Raw genomic sequence first — 20,113 nt, 5'->3', positions numbered from 1 at the left:
TTCACAACATAAAATGGTCAGCATTGCCCCGATTACTTACTTTTAATCTGCACATATACCCCAAATCAGCATACATGAAGAAAATCTACTTTGTTTTACTTATGGCTTTACCTTTATTTACTTTCGGTCAAGACCTGGTTACAATTAACAATGAGCCCGTACAGGAGCTCAAGGGTTTTAAAATGTACCCAAACCCTGCTTATGGGAGTGAAGTTTACATTACAACGGAAACCAACGGAACCAAGGATGTTAAAGTTTACGATGTTTTCGGCGAAATTGTTCTCACCAAAAGAATCAGTACCAACACCTTGGATATATCCAGATTGGTATCAGGTGTTTATGTGCTTCAAGTAACGGAACTTAAAAAAACAATGACCCGAAAACTGGTCGTTAAATAATATAACACAAGATATTTTGAAGCCCTTTTTGCGAAGGGCTTTTTTATTTTTGGGTACTTTTGCCCATGAATGAAGCAGTTTGACACCCATCGGATTTTCACTATTGCCAATGCTGAGGAATTTGATAATTTGGCATTGGATGTTTTTAGATTTCAATACAAAAACAACGAGGTTTACAGTGCTTTTTGTGACTACTTGAAAAAGTCGCCCCAAAATGTTTCCCACTATCTGCAAATTCCTTTTTTGCCCATTTCATTCTTTAAGACCCACAAAATACTTTTCTCATCAAAAGCATCTGAAATTATATTTACAAGTAGTGGTACTACACAGAGCACTACTAGCAAGCACTATGTTCCAGAAATAAAAATTTACGAAGAAAGTTTTCTAAAAGCATTCAAGCAATTCTACGGTCAACCCGAAGAGTTTTGTATTTTGGCGCTATTGCCCTCCTATCTGGAAAGAGAAGGTTCCTCTTTGATTTATATGGTCAACAATCTGATAGAAAAGTCAGAGCATCCCAGTAGCGGGTTTTATCTTCACAATTTGGAAGAACTCCATCAAAAGCTACAGGAATTGGAACAAAAGGGCACCAAAACCCTGCTAATCGGGGTTTCGTTTGCCCTCTTGGATTTGGCTCAACAATTTCCCGCTTCATTAAAAAATACCATTGTCATGGAAACTGGGGGCATGAAAGGTCGGCGCAAAGAATTGATTCGGGAAGAACTGCACCACATCTTAAAAAAAGGATTGGGTGTCAACAAAATCCACTCAGAATACGGGATGACGGAACTTTTGTCCCAAGCATATTCCAAAGGTGATGGAATTTTTAATACTCCTCCGTGGATGCAAATACTCACCCGCGACACCGAAGACCCTTTAACCGTTCAGCCCAACGGAAAAACAGGTGGCATCAACGTTATTGATTTGGCCAACATCTATTCCTGTTCCTTTATTGCCACGCAAGATTTAGGCAAAACACATCCCAACGGAACTTTTGAAGTGCTGGGGCGTTTTGACAATTCAGATATCAGAGGCTGCAATCTGATGGTGCTTTAAACTACAGCTACTCCACTACAAGAACAAAGTAATTCTTCTTGCCCCGTTGCAGCAGTACAAATTTATCGTTGATCAGATCAGAGGCCGTTATCAGATAATCCTCCCTTATCTTTTCCTTGTTCACGGCAATGGAGTTTTGTTTCAATTCCCTTCTGGCTTCGCCGTTAGAGCCCAAAAAGTTGGTCTTGGCCGCCAAAGCGCCGATCATATCCAGACCGGGTTCCAGTTCATTTTTACTAACCTTTGCTTGGGGAACGCCTTCAAAAACATCCAAAAATGTCTTCTCGTCGAGTTGTTTCAAATCTTCGGAAGTAGATTTTCCAAATAAAATGTTGCTCGCCTTTATCGCATTGTCCAAATCTTCTTGGGAATGTACCATCACGGTAACTTCTTCTGCCAATTTCTTTTGAAGCGCTCTCATGTGGGGTGCTTCTTTATGTTCCGCCACCAAATCCTCAATCTCCTTCTGAGTCAAAAAGGTGAAAATTTTGATGTATTTATCGGCATCCTCATCGGAAGTGTTCAACCAATATTGATAAAATTTATAAGGAGAAGTCCTTTCTGCATCCAACCAAACATTGCCTCCTTCGGTTTTCCCGAATTTGGTACCATCTGCCTTGGTAATCAACGGGCAAGTAAGGGCAAAGCCCTTTCCACCACCAATTCTTCGGATAAGTTCCGTGCCCGTGGTAATGTTCCCCCATTGGTCGCTACCACCCATTTGCAACGTACAATCGTGGTTTTGGTAGAGGTACAGAAAATCGTACCCTTGCACCAACTGATAGGTGAACTCGGTAAAGGACATCCCCTCTTTGGCATCAGAAGAAAGACGTTTTTTCACGGAATCCTTCGCCATCATGTAATTTACGGTAATGTGCTTACCAACATCACGGATAAACTCCAGAAACGAAAAGTTCTTCATCCAATCGTAATTGTTTACCAGTACTGCTGCATTGTCCTCCCCGCTTTCAAAATCCAAAAACCGACTCAATTGTTCTTTTAAAGCCTCTTGATTGTGGCGTAGGGTTTCCTCATCCAATAAATTTCGTTCGGCCGATTTGCCCGATGGATCACCAATCATACCCGTGGCACCTCCAACCAAAGCGTAGGGCTTGTGTCCGGCCAACTGAAAATGTTTAAGCATCATAACACCTACCAAATGGCCAATATGAAGTGAATCGGCCGTAGGATCTATTCCCACATAAGCGGCACGCATTTCTTCCATAAGGTGTTCTTCGGCTCCTGGCATAACATCGTGCACCATTCCCCTCCATTGCAGTTCTTGAACAAAATTCTTCGTCATGATCGGTTTTTTTGGAATAGCTGCAAATATAAAATGAAGTTGGCATTTCGCTCAATTTTTCCACTACAAATAGGTACTTTTACCTTATGATTTTGGTTACAGGAGGCACTGGACTGATCGGTTCCCATTTACTTTTCCATTTAATCAGCAATGGGAACACCATCAGAACTAATTATAGGACCGAAGCGTCCAAGAAAAAAGTCCACAAGGTTTTTGGGTACTATTCGGACAATCCATCCATTTTGATGGAACAAATTGATTGGGTACAGGCCGATATTACTGATGTAGGCGGATTGGATTCTCTTTTTGATGGTGTCGAATACGTTTATCATTGTGCCGCATTGATTTCCTTTGAGCCCAAAGACTTTAAAATGCTAGAACGCACCAATGTGGAAGGTACAGCCAATATTGTGAACCTTTCCCTAAAATACGGTGTTAAAAAACTTTGTTATGTGAGTTCCATTGCGGCCATTGGTCCCAGCATCAAACAAAAAGAAGTGACCGAGGAGAACGAATGGAACGAGGCCAAAGCCAATGTCTACGGCATCACAAAATACAATGCAGAACTTGAGGTGTGGCGTGGCTCCCAAGAAGGGCTAAACATTGTTATTGTAAATCCCGGAGTAGTTATTGGGCCCGGCTTTTGGAAATCTGGCAGTGGAACTTTTTTTACCTATGCATCCAAGGGGAAGAAGTATTTTATTCCTAGCGGAACAGGTTTTGTCACTATAAAAGACGTTATCCATGCGATGACCAAATTGATGGATTCCAACATCCGAACGGAACGCTTTATTCTGGTGAACCAAAATATGACCTACAAAGAATTATTTCAAAAAATAGCACCTCAACTAGGTGTAGCTCCACCAACCAAAAAGGTCTCCAAATTTATGCTTGAATGTTTTTGGCGATGGGATTGGGTACGCAGCAATGTGTTTGGTAAAAGAAGAAAACTCTCCAAGTCTGTGGCCAAAGGACTGTACCGTCAAAAAATATTCAGTAACCAAAAAATAAAATCCGAATTGGATTTTACATTTGAGGACATGGACAAGGCCATTACTTTTTGCTGTGATAGGTTTAAGGAACGAGTATAGCCTTCTTTACTTCTCCTTTTTCTTTATAGTGCTTTCAAGGAATCGCTTCGTCGTTGGTTTGCCTTACGGACACTATCGTTTCTTCGTTTCCCAATAGCTTCCAAGGTGTCTTTTTGACGCTTTATCCGTGTTTCCAACTCTTGGTAGATGGTTTGGTATTCCAAAGGAAGTGAGGCATAATACAGGTCGCTTTGGGAAAACTGGGTGCTATCTATACCATATTTTTTATAAAGAAATTCCATAATATCGACACCAGAATCTTCAAACTTTCTTGCGGCCCCGGATTTAGCAGCATTCAAAATGGCCAAATCATGAAGAATCTCGGTCATTTTTTCTTTTGGTATCAGGTTTTCCGGTTTCTCCACTACCTGCTCCGTACAGGAAAGCAATAACATCAAACCAAAAAATAATGTTACGGTATATTTCATCCCTTAACGATTAAACGTAAGCCTCTTTGCATTCTTTTCCGAACTGAATGTACCATTTTCATAGGCCAATAAACCATTCACAAAGGTTCGTCTTACTTCGGAGTCAAAAGTAACACCTTCAAAGGGAGACCACCCACATTTATAGAAAATATTGGCTTTTTTAACCTCATTTTTAGAATCCTGCTTCACTTGTACCAAATCAGCATAATAGCCTTCGCGAATAAATCCACGACGGTCAATATCAAACAACTTTGATGGGTTGTGGCACATTTTTTCCACTATTTTCTCCAAACTTATCATACCTTCTTTTTCTTTTTGGAGCATGGCCAATAGTGCGTGCTGCACTAAAGGTCCCCCAGAAGGTGCACTGGTGTAAGGATTGTCTTTTTCTTCGAGCGTATGCGGTGCATGGTCGGTGGCAACTACATCTATACGGTCGTCCATCAGGGCTTTCCAAAGTTTATCCCTATCATTTTTGGTCTTTACTGCAGGGTTCCATTTGATCAAAGTTCCTTTTTTGGCATAATCCTCATCAGAAAACCAAAGGTGGTGGATACATACCTCAGCGGTAATCTTTTTTTCTTCCAAAGGAATTTTATTGGTAAAAAGGTCAGTTTCAATACCCGTTGACACATGGAACACATGCAATCTTGCCCCAGTTTTTTTGGCGAGAGCAATAGCTTTTGATGAAGATAGGTAGCAAGCCTCAGCACTTCGGATGATGGGGTGCATTTCTATAGGGATATTGTCACCATACATTTCTTTGTACTTGGCCATATTGGCCCTAATGGTCCCCTCATCCTCGCAATGGGCAGAAATTACCATTTCGGTATTCCTGAAAATCTGTTCCAAGACTTTCTCGTCGTCCACCAGCATATTTCCTGTGGAAGAGCCCAAGAACAATTTAACCCCAGAGCAAGCATTTTTGTCCAATCGTTTCAGTTCTTCCAAATTATCATTGGTTCCTCCAAAAAGGAAAGAATAGTTTGCTGAAGAATCCTTGGCGGCAATGGCAAATTTTTCCTCTAGCTTTTCAATGGTCGTAGTTTGTGGATTGGTATTGGGCTGCTCCATAAAAGTGGTGACACCCCCAGCTATTGCGGCCCTACTTTCGGTAGCAATAGTTCCCTTGTGGGTAAGGCCCGGTTCCCTAAAATGTACCTGATCGTCAATAATGCCTGGTAACAAAAGATTCCCTTCCAAATCAATTACCTTGGCATGAGCATCGGAAATATCAGCATCTATTCGAGCAATAAAGTCGCCTTCCAACAGCACATCGGACTCAAAAATGCTGTTCTCATTTACAATCTTGGCGTTCTTCAACAGTATTTTTGACATAATTAAAAGCTCTTTTTAAAAAATATACTTCTAAACTTCATGGCTATAACCCCAAAAATGGCTTCCCTAATGATAGCGGAGTTCATTTTTGATTTACCATTCACTCTATCGGTAAAAATAATCGATACCTCTTCAATCTTGAACTTTTTGAGATAGGTCCTGTATTTCATTTCAATCTGAAACGCATAACCAATAAAGCGCACCTTATCCAAATTAATGGTTTCCAACACTCTTCTTTTGTAGCAGACAAACCCAGCCGTGGGGTCGTGTACCTTCATTCCCGTAATCAGCTTTACATAAAACGAGGCTCCGTAAGAAAGTAAAATCCTTGCCAAGGGCCAGTTCACTACATTGACCCCTTTTTTGTAGCGTGATCCAACGGCCACATCTGCCCCATTAAGACAAGCTCGGTGCAAACGGGAGAGGTCGGCAGGTCGGTGCGAAAAATCTGCATCCATCTCAAAAATGTATTCATACCCATTTTTTAAGGCCCATTTAAACCCGTGGATGTATGCCGTACCCAAGCCCGATTTTTCCTTTCGAACCTCCAAAAAGAGTCGTTCCGGAAAATCTTTTTGCAGGGTTTTTACACAATCCGAGGTACCATCGGGAGAGTTATCATCTACTACCAGCACATGAAAATCCTTTTTTAGGTCGAAAACCGTTTTAACAATGGCCTCGATGTTTTCAATTTCATTGAATGTGGGTATAATGACCAAGCCGTCTGCCATTCGCACAAGATTAGAATGTCAAAAATACGGTTTTCTAGCTTGCCCACACAAGTTACTATTGCCAAGCCGATTTGGCACTAACCCAATATTTGTAACTTTGCGCTTTAAAAATCTCGTTTTGATGACTCAAAAGTTTCCCAGGTTTTTTTTTATTTTCTTAGCGATTCTTTTTGCACTTAACCTTTTACAAGCATCCTTCACCGAGCTTATCTACGATGAAGCCTACTACTGGTACTATGCACAAAACATGGCCTGGGGGTATTTTGACCATCCGTCCATGGTTGCCTTTTTGATCAAGGTCAGCAGTTTGTTTTTTGATGGTGAGCTAGGGGTAAGGTTTATGAGCTGTGTGCTATCCGCAGGGACATATATGTTGCTTTGGTTATTGATCGATAATCCGAAGAAGAAGGATTATGTAATCCATTTTTTTCTTTTGGTGTTCTCCTTCACCTTAATGAACGCCTATGGTTTTTTGACCCTTCCGGATACATCACTTTTATTTTTTACAGCCCTGTTTTTATGGTTATATAAACGCTTCTTAAAGAATGAAGGCATAGCGACCGCTGTGTATTTGGGATTGGTAATGGCCGCTCTTATGTACAGCAAGTACCATGCGGTATTGGTTATTTTGTTCGTGTTTCTGTCCAACTACAAACTCCTTTTTAACAAAAAAGCATGGTTAGCGGTGGTTTTGGCCTTGATTTGCTACATCCCGCATTTTGTATGGCTCTATCAAAACGACTTTGTTTCGATAACCTTTCACTTGTACGAACGCCCCAACCAAGCCTACCAATTCGATGAGTTTACCCTGGGCTACTTTTTGAACATCATTGTAATTATTGGCCTTTTGTTTTATTGGATTTACGGGTCACTTTTCAAATTCAAGATAACGGACAAGTTTTCAAAAGCTTTGGTTTATCTGGTTTACGGGGTATTGATCTTCTTTTTCATCTCCAGTTTTAACCGAAGGGTTCAGGCGCAATGGACAATTGTAATCTCAATTCCGCTTGCGGTAATTGCTTTTAATCATCTTTTGGAGAATGCAAAAAGCCGAAAATGGATGTACCGAATCGGCTTGGTGAGCTTAGTACTTTTACTATATGCAAGGGCATGGATGGCATATTACCCTTTGTTTCCCATGTATTTTGAAACCCATGGCAATAAGGAATGGGTAAACGAGCTTAAAACAAAGTCCGGTGGGGTACCCATCCTTTTTGAAAACTCCTATAGACGATCCTCGATGTATAGTTTTTACTCGGGTGTTCCTGCCATATCATTGAACACTTATATGTATCGAAAAAACCAATATTCCATTGATGATTCCGAAGAACAAATGCGAGGCAAAAAGGTCATGTTTGTTTCCAAATACAGGAAAAGTGGGGATATTTCCTATGTGCATTTGGACAGCACAGTTTTTCATGGAATCTACATCAATGATTTTCAATCGTACCGAAAATTGGAATGTATTGTGGAAAGACCGGAAACCGGCATCAAATATTCCCTGAAAGTTTACAATCCATACCCGTTTGATGTGCCCTTGGAGCAATTAAAGTACACGATTTCGTATTCCAACAAACACAAACAAGTTAAACAAATGCGCTCCTTAAAGGTAAAGAACACTTCGCCCCAGCAAGCATTTTTAAAATCCAAGGATACGGTTTTTTATACGTTTGAACTGCCATTGTCCTCAATGGAAAATCCATCGTACTTTAGAATAGGAATTGCAGAAAACAATCTGCCCCCAGGACTTAACGGTAAACCCATTAAAATAGAATAATGGAACCCATTGAAAAAACAATCACCTCATTGGATTGGATGACCATAACATTGTTTGTGGGTCTGGTTGTTTTGGCCCTTGGCAAATATTTATTCCATAAAAAGTTTCTGAACTTTATCATTCTCCCATTTAATGATAAGTATATTCTGCTTCACAACAAAAAAGGACAATTCTCGCATTGGTTCCACCTCCTTCTTACCTTGTTTCAACTTATCAACCTCTCTTTATTTATTCTTCTTGTTCTTAATGCTTTTGACCTGATACCCTATAAAAAAACAGTCCTTGTCTATTTAATAATCCTAGGTTTTTTGGCGTTGTTCGAGTTGGTGAAATTCTCCCTTCAAATGTTCGTAGGTCTTGTTTTTAATAATTTAAACCTTGTTGGTAGCCTTATTTTCAGTAAAATATCTTACCTCAATTACAGCAGTATAATAATTTCCATTGCCAACATTTTACTGATATACATCACAGCAAACTCAAAAACAACAATATACGTGGCTTTAACGCTGATTATTCTAATAAATGGCATTGGCATGGTAAAGCTGTTGAAGAACCATCAAAAAGCACTGTTCCCGTATTTTATGTATTTTATTTTGTACCTTTGCGCACTCGAAATTGCGCCCTTGGTGTTAATTGGAAGCTATTTAAAAGGTTGAAAACTTATGAAAGTAAAAACAATTTTGGTTTCCCAACCAGAACCCAAAGTCGAAAACTCCCCCTATTCGCGATTAATTGAAAAGGAGAAGGTTAAAGTAGATTTTAGACCTTTCATACACGTTGAAGGCGTAGAGGCCAAAAATGTGAGACAGCAGAAAATCGACTTGAACAACTTTACGGCGATTATCCTGACCAGCAGAAACTCTGTGGATCATTTTTTCAGGATTGCCGACGAAATGCGCTTCAAAGTTCCGGATTCCATGAAATATTTTTGTCAGTCAGAGGCAGTAGCCTACTATTTGCAAAAATATGTGGTGTACAGAAAAAGAAAAATTTATGTTGGGAAGAGAACTTTTAACGAGTTGACTCCCTTGATCAAGAAGTACAAGGACGAAAAGTTCCTGTTACCATCTTCCGATTCGCTAAAACCCAGTGTTCCTGAGCTATTGGACGAGGTAGGCGTGAATTGGACTCGTGGCATCTTCTACAAAACGGTAATAAGCGACCTTTCGGATCTAAGGAATGTATACTATGACATTTTGGTTTTCTTTAGCCCTTCAGGTATTGAATCCTTGATGAAGAACTTCCCGGATTTTGAACAAAACGATACTAGGATTGCCGTTTTTGGCAACAGCACGGTTAAAGCAGCTACAACGGCTGGGTTGCGAATAGATATTCAGGCACCGACGCCCGAAACTCCATCCATGACCATGGCTTTACAGAAATACATTACCAGCGTTAATAAATAAAAACGAACTGGTTTAAAATAAAAACGCCCCCGGAAAAAGCTGGGGGCGTTTTTATTTTTGAACTGATTTAGAAAGCGTACCGTTGTGGGCCTCCCCTTCGGATTTCCTCACTGGCGTACTCCTCAAACTTTTTAAAGTTCTCTCTAAAAGCATTGGTCAGCTTAAAGGCTGTTCTGTAATAGGCCTCGTCATCGTCCCAGGTGGCCCTTGGGCTCAATACTTTGGTGGGCACCCCTGGGCATTCCCTCGGTTGTGCCACCCCGAACACCGAATGGATATGGTATTTCTCGTAATTGTACAGGCCAAGTTCGCCGCTGAGTGCGGCACTGATCATCGCCCGTGTGTATTTCAGCTTCATCCTAGTGCCTACGCCATAGGGTCCTCCGGTCCACCCGGTGTTCACCAACCAAACGTCCACCCCGGATTCCTTCATCTTTTTGCTCAGCATCTCAGCATACTTTGCCGGGTGCAAGGGCATGAACGGCGCTCCAAAACAGGCCGAGAACGATGGCTGCGGCTCCACCACACCAGCTTCCGTGCCGGCCACCTTGGCCGTATAGCCCGAGATAAAGTGGTAGGCCGCCTGGGCGGGGGTCAGTTTGGAGATGGGGGGCAGCACGCCAAAGGCATCAGCGGTAAGGAAGAAAATATTCTTTACGTTTTTCCCTATGGATGGCTGCTTTATGTTCTCGATATGGTGAATGGGGTAGCTCACCCTGGTGTTCTGGGTAATGGAGGTGTCCGAAAAGTCCACGACCCCGTTGTCGTCCAACACCACATTCTCCAAAATTGCCCCCTTTTTGATGGCCCCGTAAATCTCCGGTTCCTTGTCCTTGGAAAGGTCGATTACCTTGGCATAGCAGCCCCCCTCAAAATTAAACACGGTATTGTCGGGCGTCCAGCCATGCTCATCGTCCCCAATAAGTTTTCTGTTGGGATCGGTGGATAATGTAGTTTTTCCTGTTCCCGATAGCCCAAAGAAGATAGCCGTATCATCATCTTCTCCCACATTGGCGGAACAGTGCATGGGCAAGGTGTTCCTGTAAACGGGCAGGATAAAGTTCAATGCCGAGAATATTCCTTTTTTGATTTCCCCGGTATAGCCCGTTCCCCCAATAAGAGCAATCTTCCTGCCAAAGTTTAGAATGGCAAAATTATGCTGGCGGGTACCATCGACCTTGGGATCCGCCATAAAGCCAGGCGCGTTTACCACGGTCCATTCTGGGTCAAAGCCCTCCAACTCTACTTCCGTGGGGCGCAAAAACATATTATAGGCGAACATGTTGGACCAAGGGTATTCGTTGATCACACGTATGTTCAATTTGTAGTCTGGATCTGCACAGGCGTAGGAATCCCTGACATAGAGCTCCTTGTCGTTGAGATAAGCAATGACCTTATCATAAAGTGCATCAAACTTATCACTCTCGAAAGGGATATTGATCTTCCCCCACCAGACCTTCTCCGAAGTAATCTCGTCCTTAACAATAAAACGGTCCATGGGCGACCTGCCAGTGAACTCACCAGTGTTCACGGCCAAGGCCCCGGATGAGGCCTCCCTGCCCATCCCCTTTTCAATGGTAATCTGGTGGAGTTCCTCGGGGGAAAGTTGATAGTTTATATTATCATGATCAATTCCGTATGACTTTAACGAAATCGTTTTCGTGGCTGAAGCAGAATCCTTCATAGTTTAGCTTTTATGTTGGTACAAAACTAGAAAATATTAACTTTTTGTCCTTTTAATTCTTGCTTAATCGAGTACTTTTTGGGTTAAAATGTTATATCCTAAGTAAAACCACCCAGAAATCATCAAAACACCTCCGATAGGTGTTAAAAATCCGATAATTTTAAAATCAAAAGCGGTTAAGCTGTTCAATGCCAATAGGTAAATAGAAAAAGAGAAGAGAATCACCCCCACGAGCACAAGAATAAAAACAATTTTTTTTGACTTTAAGGCCAATCCGCTCCATATTCCTAAAAAGAGAAGAAAAAAGGCATGATACATTTGATATGTAACACCGGTTTCAAAAGTGTCAACAGCTTCTGCATCGACCAATTTCTCTAATCCATGGGCTCCAAAAGCCCCTAAAACAATGGCCAACAGTCCCATGATTGTACCAACCAACAAAATTGTTCTGTTCATAACTTTAACTCGCTATTTTTTTATAAATATAACATTTTAATATCTTAGTGTCCAGTTAAATCAAAAGTAAACAAAACACATGGTCCGTACTATTTTAGTTGTTGGAGCAGGTAAATCAACCTCATACCTTCTGGATTATTTCCTTAAAAAATCAAACGAAGAAAAGATTCATCTAAAGATTGGAGACCTTCATCCAGAAAATATCCCAGATAAATTCGCCAAACACCCAAATTGTACCGTTTTTCCTTTGGATATATTTAACGAAGAGGATAGAAAAAAAGCTGTTGCCGAGGCATCCATTGTTGTATCGATGCTTCCAGCTCGAATGCACATAAATGTTGCCCATGATTGTATTGAATTTGAAAAACATTTTATTACCGCTTCTTATGTAAGTGATGAACTAAGGGCCTTGGATGAAGAAGCGAAAAAAAAAGGCCTTGTATTTATGAACGAGATCGGCCTGGATCCCGGAATCGACCACATGAGTGCCATGGAAGTGATTGACCGAATTCGTGATGCCGGTGGTAAAATGCTGTTATTTGAATCTTTTGCCGGAGGTTTGGTAGCTCCGGAAAGCGATACCAATCTTTGGAACTATAAATTTACCTGGAACCCAAGAAATGTAGTGCTTGCAGGCCAAGGTGGCGTCGCGAAATTTATACAGGAAGGCACGTACAAATACATCCCATATCAAAAGCTATTTAGAAGGACCGAGTTTATGGGTATTGAAGGATATGGCACCTTTGAGGCTTATGCCAACCGGGATTCTTTAAAGTATCGCAAAGCTTATGGGCTAGAGAATGCTTTGACCCTGTTTCGGGGAACCATGAGGCGAGTCGGTTTTTCCAAGGCGTGGCAAATGTTCGTGATTTTAGGCATGACGGACGACAGCTACACCATTGAAAATTCCGAAGGAATGTCGTACCGAGAATTCGTCAACCTATTTTTGCCCTATTCGCCTACCGATTCGGTGGAACTAAAAATGCGGCACTACCTTAAAATTGACCAGGACGATATTATGTGGGGAAAATTATTGGAATTGGATATATTCAATGCTTCCAAGAAGATTCCCCTAAAAAACGCCACTCCCGCCCAAATGCTCCAATACATTCTGGAGGATACTTGGACGCTCAAGGAGGACGAAAAAGACATGATTGTGATGTACCACAAGTTTGGTTATGAATTGAACGGAAAAAAGAAACAGATCGATGCCAATATGGTAGTAATCGGGGAAAACCGGACATACACGGCCATGTCCAAAACTGTAGGGCTTCCCGTAGGCATGGCCACACTTCAAATATTGAACGGCAAGATAAAAACCCCAGGGGTACAAATCCCGATCAACAAAGAAGTGTACAAGCCCATACTTGCCGAGCTTCATAAGCACGGAATCCAGTTTAAAGAATATGAAAAACCCTATTTAGGCTATAACCCGGATTCGGTAGCCAGTTAATTTCTGTTGGATTTTCAATACCTTTAACTTCAAATTAAAATCATTGTTGTGAAAAACAATAACAATTCAGTTAAAATTGACGGTATTGATAAAAAAATCCTAAGATACCTGATGGAGGATGCGCGTAAACCTATCCTCGAAATTGCCAGAAACATAGGAATCTCGGGGGCGGCCATCCACCAAAGGTTACGCAAACTGGAAAGCTCCGGTCTTATAGCGGGCTCCAAGTTTGTTATCAATCCAAAGATACTGGGCTATTCCACCATGGCCTACATTGGAATTTATCTGGACAAAGCCATGGCAAACCCCAGGGCGGTTAGGCAATTGGAAGAAATTCCAGAAGTTTTGGAATGCCACTACACCACCGGAAATTGGTCTATCCTTATAAAAGTGCTCTGTAGGGACAACGAACACTTAATGCAGGTACTCAACAAAAAAATACAGCAAATAGATGGTGTTTCACGTACCGAGACCTTTATTTCCCTGAACCAGCAAATTGATCGCCAAATACAGGTCTGATATTTGTATTGAATCTAAATAAATATTACATTTGCCCCCATGAATGTAATATTCCAGTCTACATATTACACCTTGTACCAAGCTGCCAACGAACGCTGCTATTATATAGATTTCGGGCAGAAATTGGTCCGCATGTCTTTATGCCAGCTACTTTCACTTCGTCACAAAGTGAACACTATTGCAATTGAGAACCATTTTGACAGCGATTTGAACGCCCACGGGTTTGAGGTTCTTATGCTATGCAACAAAGAGCATCTTTTTATCCTAAATACCTTGGAGGTACTGGACCTTAAAAACCTTGTGGATCATGGTTTTGTTGCTATAGGTCTTTCTGCAAAAACTGAAGTACCAAGCCAGTAACGCTATTATTTTTATCCAGTCTTAGTTCTCTTTTAAATAAAGAGTTAACTCTTTTAAAACAGATAAAATTCTGTAACTTTATAGAACAATTTACACTAGAAATTTACACCATGAAAGATATAGCAAGACAAAGTATGAGCATTAAAGTGGAATCCATGGATTTGCTCAACGGACAGATAAAAATGGAAGCCCACGCCTCGGCCACCTATTTGGCCATGGCTTCTTGGTGCGAACAAAATGGTTTTTTTACCAGCGCCAAGTTTTTCTTTAAACAAGCCGAAGAGGAACGGGAGCACATGATGAAGATTTTCAACTTTTTGGTGGATACCGGAGGTAACCCCATTTCACCTGAGGTAACCAATATTAATCATGATTATTCATCTATTACAGATGTTTTTGAATCTACCTTGGAACACGAGGTTAAAGTCACAAAATCAATTCATAACATTGTGAAGAAAGCCCGTGAAGCTGGTGATATTGCCACTGAGCGTTTCTTGGATTGGTTTGTAATGGAACAAATTGAAGAAGAGAACACCGTTAGGGATATCTTGGACATGATAGAAGTTACCGGCACCGAAGGTGTAGGGCTACAAATGATCGACAACCAAGTTGCCAATTGGATTGATTAAAGCGTCAATCAATATCATATACAAGAAAAGGGGCCAAAAAAAGGCCCCATTTTTATTGAATAGCTTTACAACTATCCTTAATCTCTTCCCCCGAACACCTGAACAGCCCAGTAAAGCAATGAGGCCAAAGCACCCAGCGCTGCCACCAAATAGGTTCTCGCCGCCCATTTCAGGGCATCTTCCGCACCTGAGTATTCTTCTTGACTTACCATATTCTTCTGCTTTAACCAAACCAATGCCCTTTTGCTGGCATCGTACTCCACGGGCAGGGTTATAAAACTGAACAAGGTCGCAAAGCCCATCATAATAAGTCCAGCTACGGCAATATAGAAGCCAATACCACCCGCGACACCCGTTGCCGCCATCAACATGATACCGCCAAACACCACCCAAGTGGACATTCCGGAGGTAACACTTACAACGGGAACCAATTTGGAGCGCATGGTCAACCACTCATAAGCCTGTGCATGTTGCACGGCATGCCCGCATTCGTGGGCAGCCACCGCAGCCGCAGAAGCGTTACGCTGATTGTATACGCCTTCACTGAGGTTTATCGTTTTGTTTTTTGGATTATAATGGTCCGTCAACATTCCGGGCGTGGAAATCACCTTTACATCTCTGATACCATGATCGTCCAACATTTTTTGGGCAATTTCAGCACCGCTCATGCCATTCCGTAAATGAACCTTGGAATATTTTTTGAACTTACTCTTTAATTTATTGCTCACCAGCCAGCTGACCAGGGCAATTCCACCGATCAATATATAATATGTCATCATAGCCTTATCTCTTTAATTGAATATAAATATACCATATTAAAGCAAAAACCCCGCCAAATAATGGCAGGGCTCTTTTACTGTCAAAATGTTAGTTGATTACACCAACACAGGTTCCAACTGGAAAGTTTCGGCAATTTCATTGTAAACAATCTCCCCTTCGACCACATTCAATCCTTTTTCCAAGGAGCTATCCAACTTACAGGCACTACGCCATCCCAAATTGGCCAATTTTAGCACATAGGGCAGTGTTACATTCGTCAAGGCAACTGTAGAAGTATAAGGCACTGCCCCTGGCATATTGGCTACACAGTAATGGACCACATCGTCAATAATATAAACGGGGTCCTCATGGGTCGTTGGCTTGGTGGTTTCCACACATCCGCCTTGATCCACCGCTACATCAACTATGACGGTTCCCGGATGCATGTCCTTGAGCATGTCCCTAGTTATCAGGTTAGGTGCTTTTGCTCCTTTCAATAGCACACCACCAATTATTAAATCATTTGTTTTTATATGTTTTCTGATGTTGAACTCGTTGGAAAAACCCGTCACTACATGGCTCGGCATAATATCGTTCAAATATCTCAGTCGTTTCATGTTTACATCCAAAATGGTTACTTGTGCTCCCAAACCCGCTGCCATTTTAGCAGCCTGAATACCAACGGTACCCGCTCCCAACACCAAAACACGGCCTGGGGATACCCCGGGCACCCCACCCAAAAGCACTCCTTTGCCCTTTACGGGTTTTTCCAAATATTTGGCACCTTGCTGAATCGCCATCCTACCCGCCACTTCGGACATTGGGGTAAGTAAAGGCAATGTTCCATCTTCATCTTCTACCGTTTCGTAGGCAATACAGATAGCCTTGCTCTTGAGCATGGCCTTGGTCAAAGCTTCGCTAGATGCAAAATGAAAGAAAGTGAATACAATCTGCCCTTCTTGAATCAAGCCATATTCTTCAGCAATAGGTTCTTTTACCTTCACGATCATATCGCTCATGGCATACACCTGACCGATAGTGTCCAAAATAGTGGCTCCTACCTGTTGGTAATCCTGATTAAAAAAACCACTGCCCTCGCCTGCGCCGGATTGCACATATACGGTGTGGTTGTTCTTTGTCAATTCAAATACCCCGGCAGGCGTCATGCCGACCCGGCTCTCGTTGTTTTTGATTTCTTTAGGTATCCCAACAGTCATTTTGTTGTTTTTAATGGTTGATGGACCAAAGTTGAGCAAAAAAAATTAGAATAAAACACAAAAGTAGATAAAAAGTAGGGGGTGTGTTTGAAAATAATCATTTTTAAAGGCATATACCCTGTTTTTTATAGGGTCTATATATTATTTCAAAGTTTTTAATGGAAAAAATTATGTTTTTTTGTAGGGGTGTACGCTTTTAAAAATAAAAAAGCATGCCGATTGGCATGCTTTTTAGGGGTGTATCTGTAAAATTCGTACTTGTTTTATCTTAAAATAAGGATTTCGTAAATCTGATGAGATTCCGAAACCAGTTCGGAAGGACGGAAAAAACAGATGTTGAAACTATCCTACGATGTTTACAATTTTCCCAGGTACCACAATTACTTTTTTGGGAGTTCTGCCTTCCAATTGGGCCTGAGTTTTTTCGTTCGCCAAAACAGCCGCTTCGATTTCGTCCTTGCCCATATCCAACGGCAACTCCAATTTAAAGCGCATTTTACCATTAAAGGATATCGGATATTCCTTGCTGCTTTCCACCAAATATTTCTCCTCAAACCTGGGGAATGGTGCTTCGGCAATGGAAGTTGTATTACCCAAACGCTCCCAAAGCTCTTCGGCAATGTGCGGTGCATACGGAGAAACCAAAATCGCCAAGGGTTCCAAAATAGCTTTGCTGGTACATTTTTGGGATGTCAGTTCGTTGACACAGATCATAAAAGTGGAAACGGAAGTATTGAACGAGAAGTTCTCAATATCCTCCTCCACTTTTTTAATGGTTTTGTGCAACGTCTTCAAATTTTCTGCGGTGGGTTCAACACCCCCCTCGCCCCCCTCAAGGGGGGAGTAAAGTTTCCAGAGCTTTTTGAGGAAGGAATGTACTCCGGTGATACCGGCCGTGTTCCAAGGCTTGGATTGCTCCAATGGGCCCAAGAACATTTCGTACAAACGCAACGAATCTGCACCGTATTCCTCACATATAGCATCGGGATTGACGACATTGTACTTGGATTTGGACATTTTTTCAACTTCACGGCCTACAATATACTTTCCATCTTCAAGGATGAACTCTGCATCCTTATATTCTGGTTGCCATTGTTTAAATCCTTCCACATCCAATTCATCGGAAGCATTTACCAAAGAAACATCTGCATGGACAGAATTTAATGGAGTAATCAATATCAACTCATCATTCTCAATTTTATTCAATAACTCCGAATCGATATAAGACTTGACAAGCCTAATCAAATCCTCATCACTTTCATAAAGTGATTTTTTATAAAGTTCCTTTGAAATAAAAATGAATTTTTTATCCGCAAGAACTTTACCTGTCCCACCCTTTTCCAATATTGAGTAATACGTAAAATACACAAAAGCACTCGTCCCCGTAATCATCCCTTGGTTAATCAACTTTTGGGCAAACTCGTCTTTGGGTACATACCCCATATCAAACATAAACTTCTGCCAAAAACGGGAATACAATAAGTGGCCCGTAGCGTGCTCGCTACCTCCTATATACAAGTCCACATCTTGCCAATAGTTGATGGCTTCGGGAGAGAAAATGGCATCGTCGTTGCGCGGGTCCATATACCTATTAAAGTATTGGGAACTTCCTGCCCAACCTGGCATGGTGTTCAACTCCAATGGGAAAACGGTTTGTTCCCCCTCTCGGTCTCCCTCAGAGGGTGAGAGGTTTTCGTTACTTACCACTTTGTTCCGTACCGTGTCCCAAGCCCATTCTGTAGCATTTCCCAAAGGTGGCTCGCCCGTTTCGGTGGGGAGGTATTTTTCCACTTCGGGGAGTTCCAACGGCAAATATTTCTCATCGATCATCTGCGGCATCCCGTCCACATAATATACAGGGAACGGTTCTCCCCAATACCGCTGACGGCTAAATACGGCATCGCGCAGACGGTAGTTCACTTTACCTTTACCGTGACCAATCTTTTCCAATTCAGCAATGATTTTCCTCATCGCTTCTTTATAAGGTAGACCATTCAAAAAATCGGAATTGGCGATTACCGTAGTTTCCTTGTCGGCAAACGCCTCTTCCGAAATATCAACCCCTTCAAAAATGTTGGGGATGTCTATATTATAATGTTTTGCAAAATCGTAATCGCGTTGATCACCACAAGGTACGGCCATAACCGCTCCGGTTCCATAACTCGCCAACACGTAGTCGCCAATCCAGATGGGAATGGGCTCTTTGGTGAACGGATGCTCTGCATAAGCTCCGGTAAACACCCCCGAAATGGTTTTCACATCGGCCATACGGTCACGCTCGGAACGTTTTGCCGTAGCTTCCACATAAGCATCCACCTCCGCTTTTTGTTCTGGCGTAGTAATTTTGGCCACCAATTCGTGCTCTGGTGCCAAAGTCATAAAACTTACCCCAAAAATGGTGTCGGGACGGGTGGTGAAGACTTCGATGGTATCTTGAGATTCCTCGCTATCGCTCGAAATGACATTAAAAGTAACCGAAGCCCCTACCGAACGTCCAATCCAATTTGTCTGGGCATCCTTTAGCGGTTGCGGCCAATCAATTTTGTCCAATCCGTCCAACAAACGCTGCGCATAAGCGGTGATACGCATGCTCCATTGCGTCATTTTTTTACGTACAACGGGATGACCTCCACGTTCGGAAACTCCATTTACGATTTCATCATTGGCCAAAACGGTTCCCAAAGCAGGACACCAGTTTACTTCGGTATCCGCCAAATAGGTCAATCTATATTTTAAAAGGATTTTCTGCTTTTCCTTTTCAGAATACGCGTTCCAATCCGAAGCACCAAAACTTGGCGTACCATCATCACAAGCCGCCTCTACATTGGCATTTCCTTCTTTTTCAAAAGTGGAAATCAACTTGGATATATGCTCTGCCTTATCGGATTTTTTGTTGTACCATGCATTGAACAATTGGATAAAAATCCACTGTGTCCATTTATAATATTGTGGGTTGGATGTACGCACTTCTCGGCTCCAATCAAAAGAAAAACCGAGCTGATCTAACTGCTCACGGTACCTTTTGATGTTGTTTTCGGTAGTAACGGCAGGGTGCTGCCCTGTTTGAATGGCATATTGCTCAGCGGGCAATCCAAAGGAATCGTATCCCATGGGATGCAATACATTGAATCCCTTATGTCTTTTGTAACGCGAATAGATGTCCGTGGCAATATACCCTAGCGGGTGCCCCACGTGCAAGCCTGCCCCAGACGGGTAGGGAAACATGGATAATGCATAAAATTTGGGTTTGTCGGAATCGTTGGATGTCTTGAAAGTTTCATTTACTGCCCAATACTTCTGCCATTTGGCCTCAATTTCGCGGAAATCGTAATTCATCATACTTCTTTCATGGTCAATTTATGTCACATCGAGCCCTTCGACTCCGCTCAGGGTAAACTCTGGTCGGGATGGCTTTAAAAAATATTTCCCGTCCTTCACCAAAGGACTCGAAATGACAAAATTTTGAATCTATTTTCGTGTGCAAAAATAGGTTTAATCCCCTAAATAC

19 protein-coding genes are annotated in these 20,113 nt (G+C 41.9%); 10 read left to right on the top strand and 9 right to left on the bottom strand.

The genetic code is table 11. The features are described from left to right. The first annotated feature begins 74 nt into the window (after positions 1-74). Together VM932_RS05180 and VM932_RS05175 are read left to right on the top strand one after the other, a co-directional pair. Positions 75-398 (top strand): T9SS type A sorting domain-containing protein, encoded by a 324-nt coding sequence (locus VM932_RS05180; RefSeq protein ID WP_326277501.1) that lies wholly within the window; start codon positions 75-77, stop codon positions 396-398. A 69-nt stretch (positions 399-467) separates the two neighbouring features. Further along, positions 468-1,454 carry a LuxE/PaaK family acyltransferase gene (locus VM932_RS05175; protein ID WP_326277500.1) on the top strand — a complete coding sequence of 329 codons (987 nt, stop codon included), beginning with the start codon at positions 468-470 and terminating at the stop codon, positions 1,452-1,454. Between the two features lie 7 nt (positions 1,455-1,461). Here the strand turns inward: VM932_RS05175 and tyrS are convergent, their stop codons facing one another. Beyond that, positions 1,462-2,757, bottom strand: coding sequence for a tyrosine--tRNA ligase (tyrS, locus tag VM932_RS05170; RefSeq protein ID WP_326277499.1), 1,296 nt, complete (start codon positions 2,755-2,757; stop codon positions 1,462-1,464). An 86-nt stretch (positions 2,758-2,843) separates the two neighbouring features. On the opposite strand from tyrS, the gene VM932_RS05165 reads away from it, so the two are divergent. Then, positions 2,844-3,848 carry an NAD-dependent epimerase/dehydratase family protein gene (locus VM932_RS05165; protein ID WP_326277497.1) on the top strand — a complete coding sequence of 335 codons (1,005 nt, stop codon included), beginning with the start codon at positions 2,844-2,846 and terminating at the stop codon, positions 3,846-3,848. Positions 3,849-3,871: 23 nt separating this feature from the next. On the opposite strand, the gene VM932_RS05160 is transcribed toward VM932_RS05165, so the two are convergent. Genes VM932_RS05160 through VM932_RS05150 form a run of 3 tightly spaced genes read right to left on the bottom strand, consistent with a single transcriptional unit; the run spans position 3,872 to position 6,345 of the window. Further along, the gene (locus VM932_RS05160; RefSeq protein ID WP_326277496.1) at positions 3,872-4,276 is read right to left on the bottom strand and encodes a DUF4296 domain-containing protein; all 405 of its coding nucleotides are present in this window, start codon (positions 4,274-4,276) and stop codon (positions 3,872-3,874) included. 3 nt (positions 4,277-4,279) lie between these two features. After that, entirely contained in the window at positions 4,280-5,614 is a 1,335-nt protein-coding gene (locus VM932_RS05155; RefSeq protein ID WP_326277495.1) for a dihydroorotase, read from the bottom strand. 2 nt (positions 5,615-5,616) lie between these two features. Further along, positions 5,617-6,345, bottom strand: coding sequence for a polyprenol monophosphomannose synthase (locus tag VM932_RS05150; protein ID WP_326277494.1), 729 nt, complete (start codon positions 6,343-6,345; stop codon positions 5,617-5,619). A 121-nt stretch (positions 6,346-6,466) separates the two neighbouring features. Between VM932_RS05150 and VM932_RS05145 the strand changes: the two genes are divergently transcribed. Genes VM932_RS05145 through VM932_RS05135 form a run of 3 tightly spaced genes read left to right on the top strand, consistent with a single transcriptional unit; the run spans position 6,467 to position 9,528 of the window. Beyond that, positions 6,467-8,122: a glycosyltransferase family 39 protein gene (locus VM932_RS05145; RefSeq protein WP_326277493.1), complete on the top strand. Its 1,656-nt coding sequence runs from the start codon at positions 6,467-6,469 to the stop codon at positions 8,120-8,122. After that, on the top strand, positions 8,122-8,778 hold the full coding sequence (locus VM932_RS05140) for a DUF4271 domain-containing protein (protein ID WP_326277492.1): 657 nt from the start codon (positions 8,122-8,124) through the stop codon (positions 8,776-8,778). Before VM932_RS05145 ends, VM932_RS05140 begins: the two co-directional genes overlap by 1 nt. Before the next feature lie 6 nt (positions 8,779-8,784). Continuing rightward, positions 8,785-9,528: a uroporphyrinogen-III synthase gene (locus VM932_RS05135; protein WP_014032326.1), complete on the top strand. Its 744-nt coding sequence runs from the start codon at positions 8,785-8,787 to the stop codon at positions 9,526-9,528. A 67-nt stretch (positions 9,529-9,595) separates the two neighbouring features. Here the strand turns inward: VM932_RS05135 and pckA are convergent, their stop codons facing one another. Then, positions 9,596-11,212: a phosphoenolpyruvate carboxykinase (ATP) gene (pckA, locus tag VM932_RS05130; RefSeq protein WP_326277490.1), complete on the bottom strand. Its 1,617-nt coding sequence runs from the start codon at positions 11,210-11,212 to the stop codon at positions 9,596-9,598. Between the two features lie 63 nt (positions 11,213-11,275). Continuing rightward, the gene (locus VM932_RS05125) at positions 11,276-11,668 is read right to left on the bottom strand and encodes a DUF423 domain-containing protein (protein ID WP_326277489.1); all 393 of its coding nucleotides are present in this window, start codon (positions 11,666-11,668) and stop codon (positions 11,276-11,278) included. A gap of 79 nt (positions 11,669-11,747) precedes the next feature. Between VM932_RS05125 and VM932_RS05120 the strand changes: the two genes are divergently transcribed. From VM932_RS05120 to VM932_RS05105, 4 genes are all read left to right on the top strand, one after another. Then, positions 11,748-13,121: a saccharopine dehydrogenase family protein gene (locus VM932_RS05120; protein WP_326277488.1), complete on the top strand. Its 1,374-nt coding sequence runs from the start codon at positions 11,748-11,750 to the stop codon at positions 13,119-13,121. Positions 13,122-13,169: 48 nt separating this feature from the next. Then, positions 13,170-13,640 carry an Lrp/AsnC ligand binding domain-containing protein gene (locus VM932_RS05115; RefSeq protein ID WP_326277487.1) on the top strand — a complete coding sequence of 157 codons (471 nt, stop codon included), beginning with the start codon at positions 13,170-13,172 and terminating at the stop codon, positions 13,638-13,640. Between the two features lie 39 nt (positions 13,641-13,679). Beyond that, positions 13,680-14,000, top strand: coding sequence for a hypothetical protein (locus VM932_RS05110; protein WP_326277486.1), 321 nt, complete (start codon positions 13,680-13,682; stop codon positions 13,998-14,000). A 110-nt stretch (positions 14,001-14,110) separates the two neighbouring features. Then, positions 14,111-14,629, top strand: a complete 519-nt coding sequence (locus VM932_RS05105) for a ferritin (protein WP_293165697.1) — start codon at positions 14,111-14,113, stop codon at positions 14,627-14,629. Between the two features lie 77 nt (positions 14,630-14,706). Here the strand turns inward: VM932_RS05105 and VM932_RS05100 are convergent, their stop codons facing one another. From VM932_RS05100 to VM932_RS05090, 3 genes are all read right to left on the bottom strand, one after another. Then, positions 14,707-15,408, bottom strand: a complete 702-nt coding sequence (locus VM932_RS05100; RefSeq protein WP_326277485.1) for a zinc metallopeptidase — start codon at positions 15,406-15,408, stop codon at positions 14,707-14,709. A 96-nt stretch (positions 15,409-15,504) separates the two neighbouring features. Further along, complete coding sequence (gene ald / locus VM932_RS05095) at positions 15,505-16,605, bottom strand: alanine dehydrogenase (protein WP_326277483.1); 1,101 nt, start codon at positions 16,603-16,605, stop codon at positions 15,505-15,507. A gap of 342 nt (positions 16,606-16,947) precedes the next feature. Continuing rightward, complete coding sequence (locus tag VM932_RS05090; RefSeq protein ID WP_326277719.1) at positions 16,948-19,941, bottom strand: leucine--tRNA ligase; 2,994 nt, start codon at positions 19,939-19,941, stop codon at positions 16,948-16,950. Between the last annotated feature and the right edge of the window lie 172 nt (positions 19,942-20,113).

Origin of the sequence: Flagellimonas halotolerans (assembly GCF_035818535.1) — a bacterium.
In the GTDB taxonomy this organism is placed as follows: domain Bacteria; phylum Bacteroidota; class Bacteroidia; order Flavobacteriales; family Flavobacteriaceae; genus Flagellimonas; species Flagellimonas halotolerans.
Note: the sequence above shows the minus strand (reverse complement) of the source record. Positions and strands in the feature narration are given on the sequence as shown.

Excerpts from the sequence above, each read along its gene's own strand:
- VM932_RS05180 (WP_326277501.1), top strand. The coding sequence starts at position 75 with ATGAAGAAAATCTACTTTGTTTTACTTATGGCTTTACCTTTATTTACT.
- VM932_RS05175 (WP_326277500.1), top strand. The coding sequence starts at position 468 with ATGAAGCAGTTTGACACCCATCGGATTTTCACTATTGCCAATGCTGAG.
- tyrS (WP_326277499.1), bottom strand. The coding sequence starts at position 2,757 with ATGACGAAGAATTTTGTTCAAGAACTGCAATGGAGGGGAATGGTGCAC.
- VM932_RS05165 (WP_326277497.1), top strand. The coding sequence starts at position 2,844 with ATGATTTTGGTTACAGGAGGCACTGGACTGATCGGTTCCCATTTACTT.
- VM932_RS05160 (WP_326277496.1), bottom strand. The coding sequence starts at position 4,276 with ATGAAATATACCGTAACATTATTTTTTGGTTTGATGTTATTGCTTTCC.
- VM932_RS05155 (WP_326277495.1), bottom strand. The coding sequence starts at position 5,614 with ATGTCAAAAATACTGTTGAAGAACGCCAAGATTGTAAATGAGAACAGC.
- VM932_RS05150 (WP_326277494.1), bottom strand. The coding sequence starts at position 6,345 with ATGGCAGACGGCTTGGTCATTATACCCACATTCAATGAAATTGAAAAC.
- VM932_RS05145 (WP_326277493.1), top strand. The coding sequence starts at position 6,467 with ATGACTCAAAAGTTTCCCAGGTTTTTTTTTATTTTCTTAGCGATTCTT.
- VM932_RS05140 (WP_326277492.1), top strand. The coding sequence starts at position 8,122 with ATGGAACCCATTGAAAAAACAATCACCTCATTGGATTGGATGACCATA.
- VM932_RS05135 (WP_014032326.1), top strand. The coding sequence starts at position 8,785 with ATGAAAGTAAAAACAATTTTGGTTTCCCAACCAGAACCCAAAGTCGAA.
- pckA (WP_326277490.1), bottom strand. The coding sequence starts at position 11,212 with ATGAAGGATTCTGCTTCAGCCACGAAAACGATTTCGTTAAAGTCATAC.
- VM932_RS05125 (WP_326277489.1), bottom strand. The coding sequence starts at position 11,668 with ATGAACAGAACAATTTTGTTGGTTGGTACAATCATGGGACTGTTGGCC.
- VM932_RS05120 (WP_326277488.1), top strand. The coding sequence starts at position 11,748 with ATGGTCCGTACTATTTTAGTTGTTGGAGCAGGTAAATCAACCTCATAC.
- VM932_RS05110 (WP_326277486.1), top strand. The coding sequence starts at position 13,680 with ATGAATGTAATATTCCAGTCTACATATTACACCTTGTACCAAGCTGCC.
- VM932_RS05105 (WP_293165697.1), top strand. The coding sequence starts at position 14,111 with ATGAAAGATATAGCAAGACAAAGTATGAGCATTAAAGTGGAATCCATG.
- VM932_RS05100 (WP_326277485.1), bottom strand. The coding sequence starts at position 15,408 with ATGATGACATATTATATATTGATCGGTGGAATTGCCCTGGTCAGCTGG.
- ald (WP_326277483.1), bottom strand. The coding sequence starts at position 16,605 with ATGACTGTTGGGATACCTAAAGAAATCAAAAACAACGAGAGCCGGGTC.
- VM932_RS05090 (WP_326277719.1), bottom strand. The coding sequence starts at position 19,941 with ATGAATTACGATTTCCGCGAAATTGAGGCCAAATGGCAGAAGTATTGG.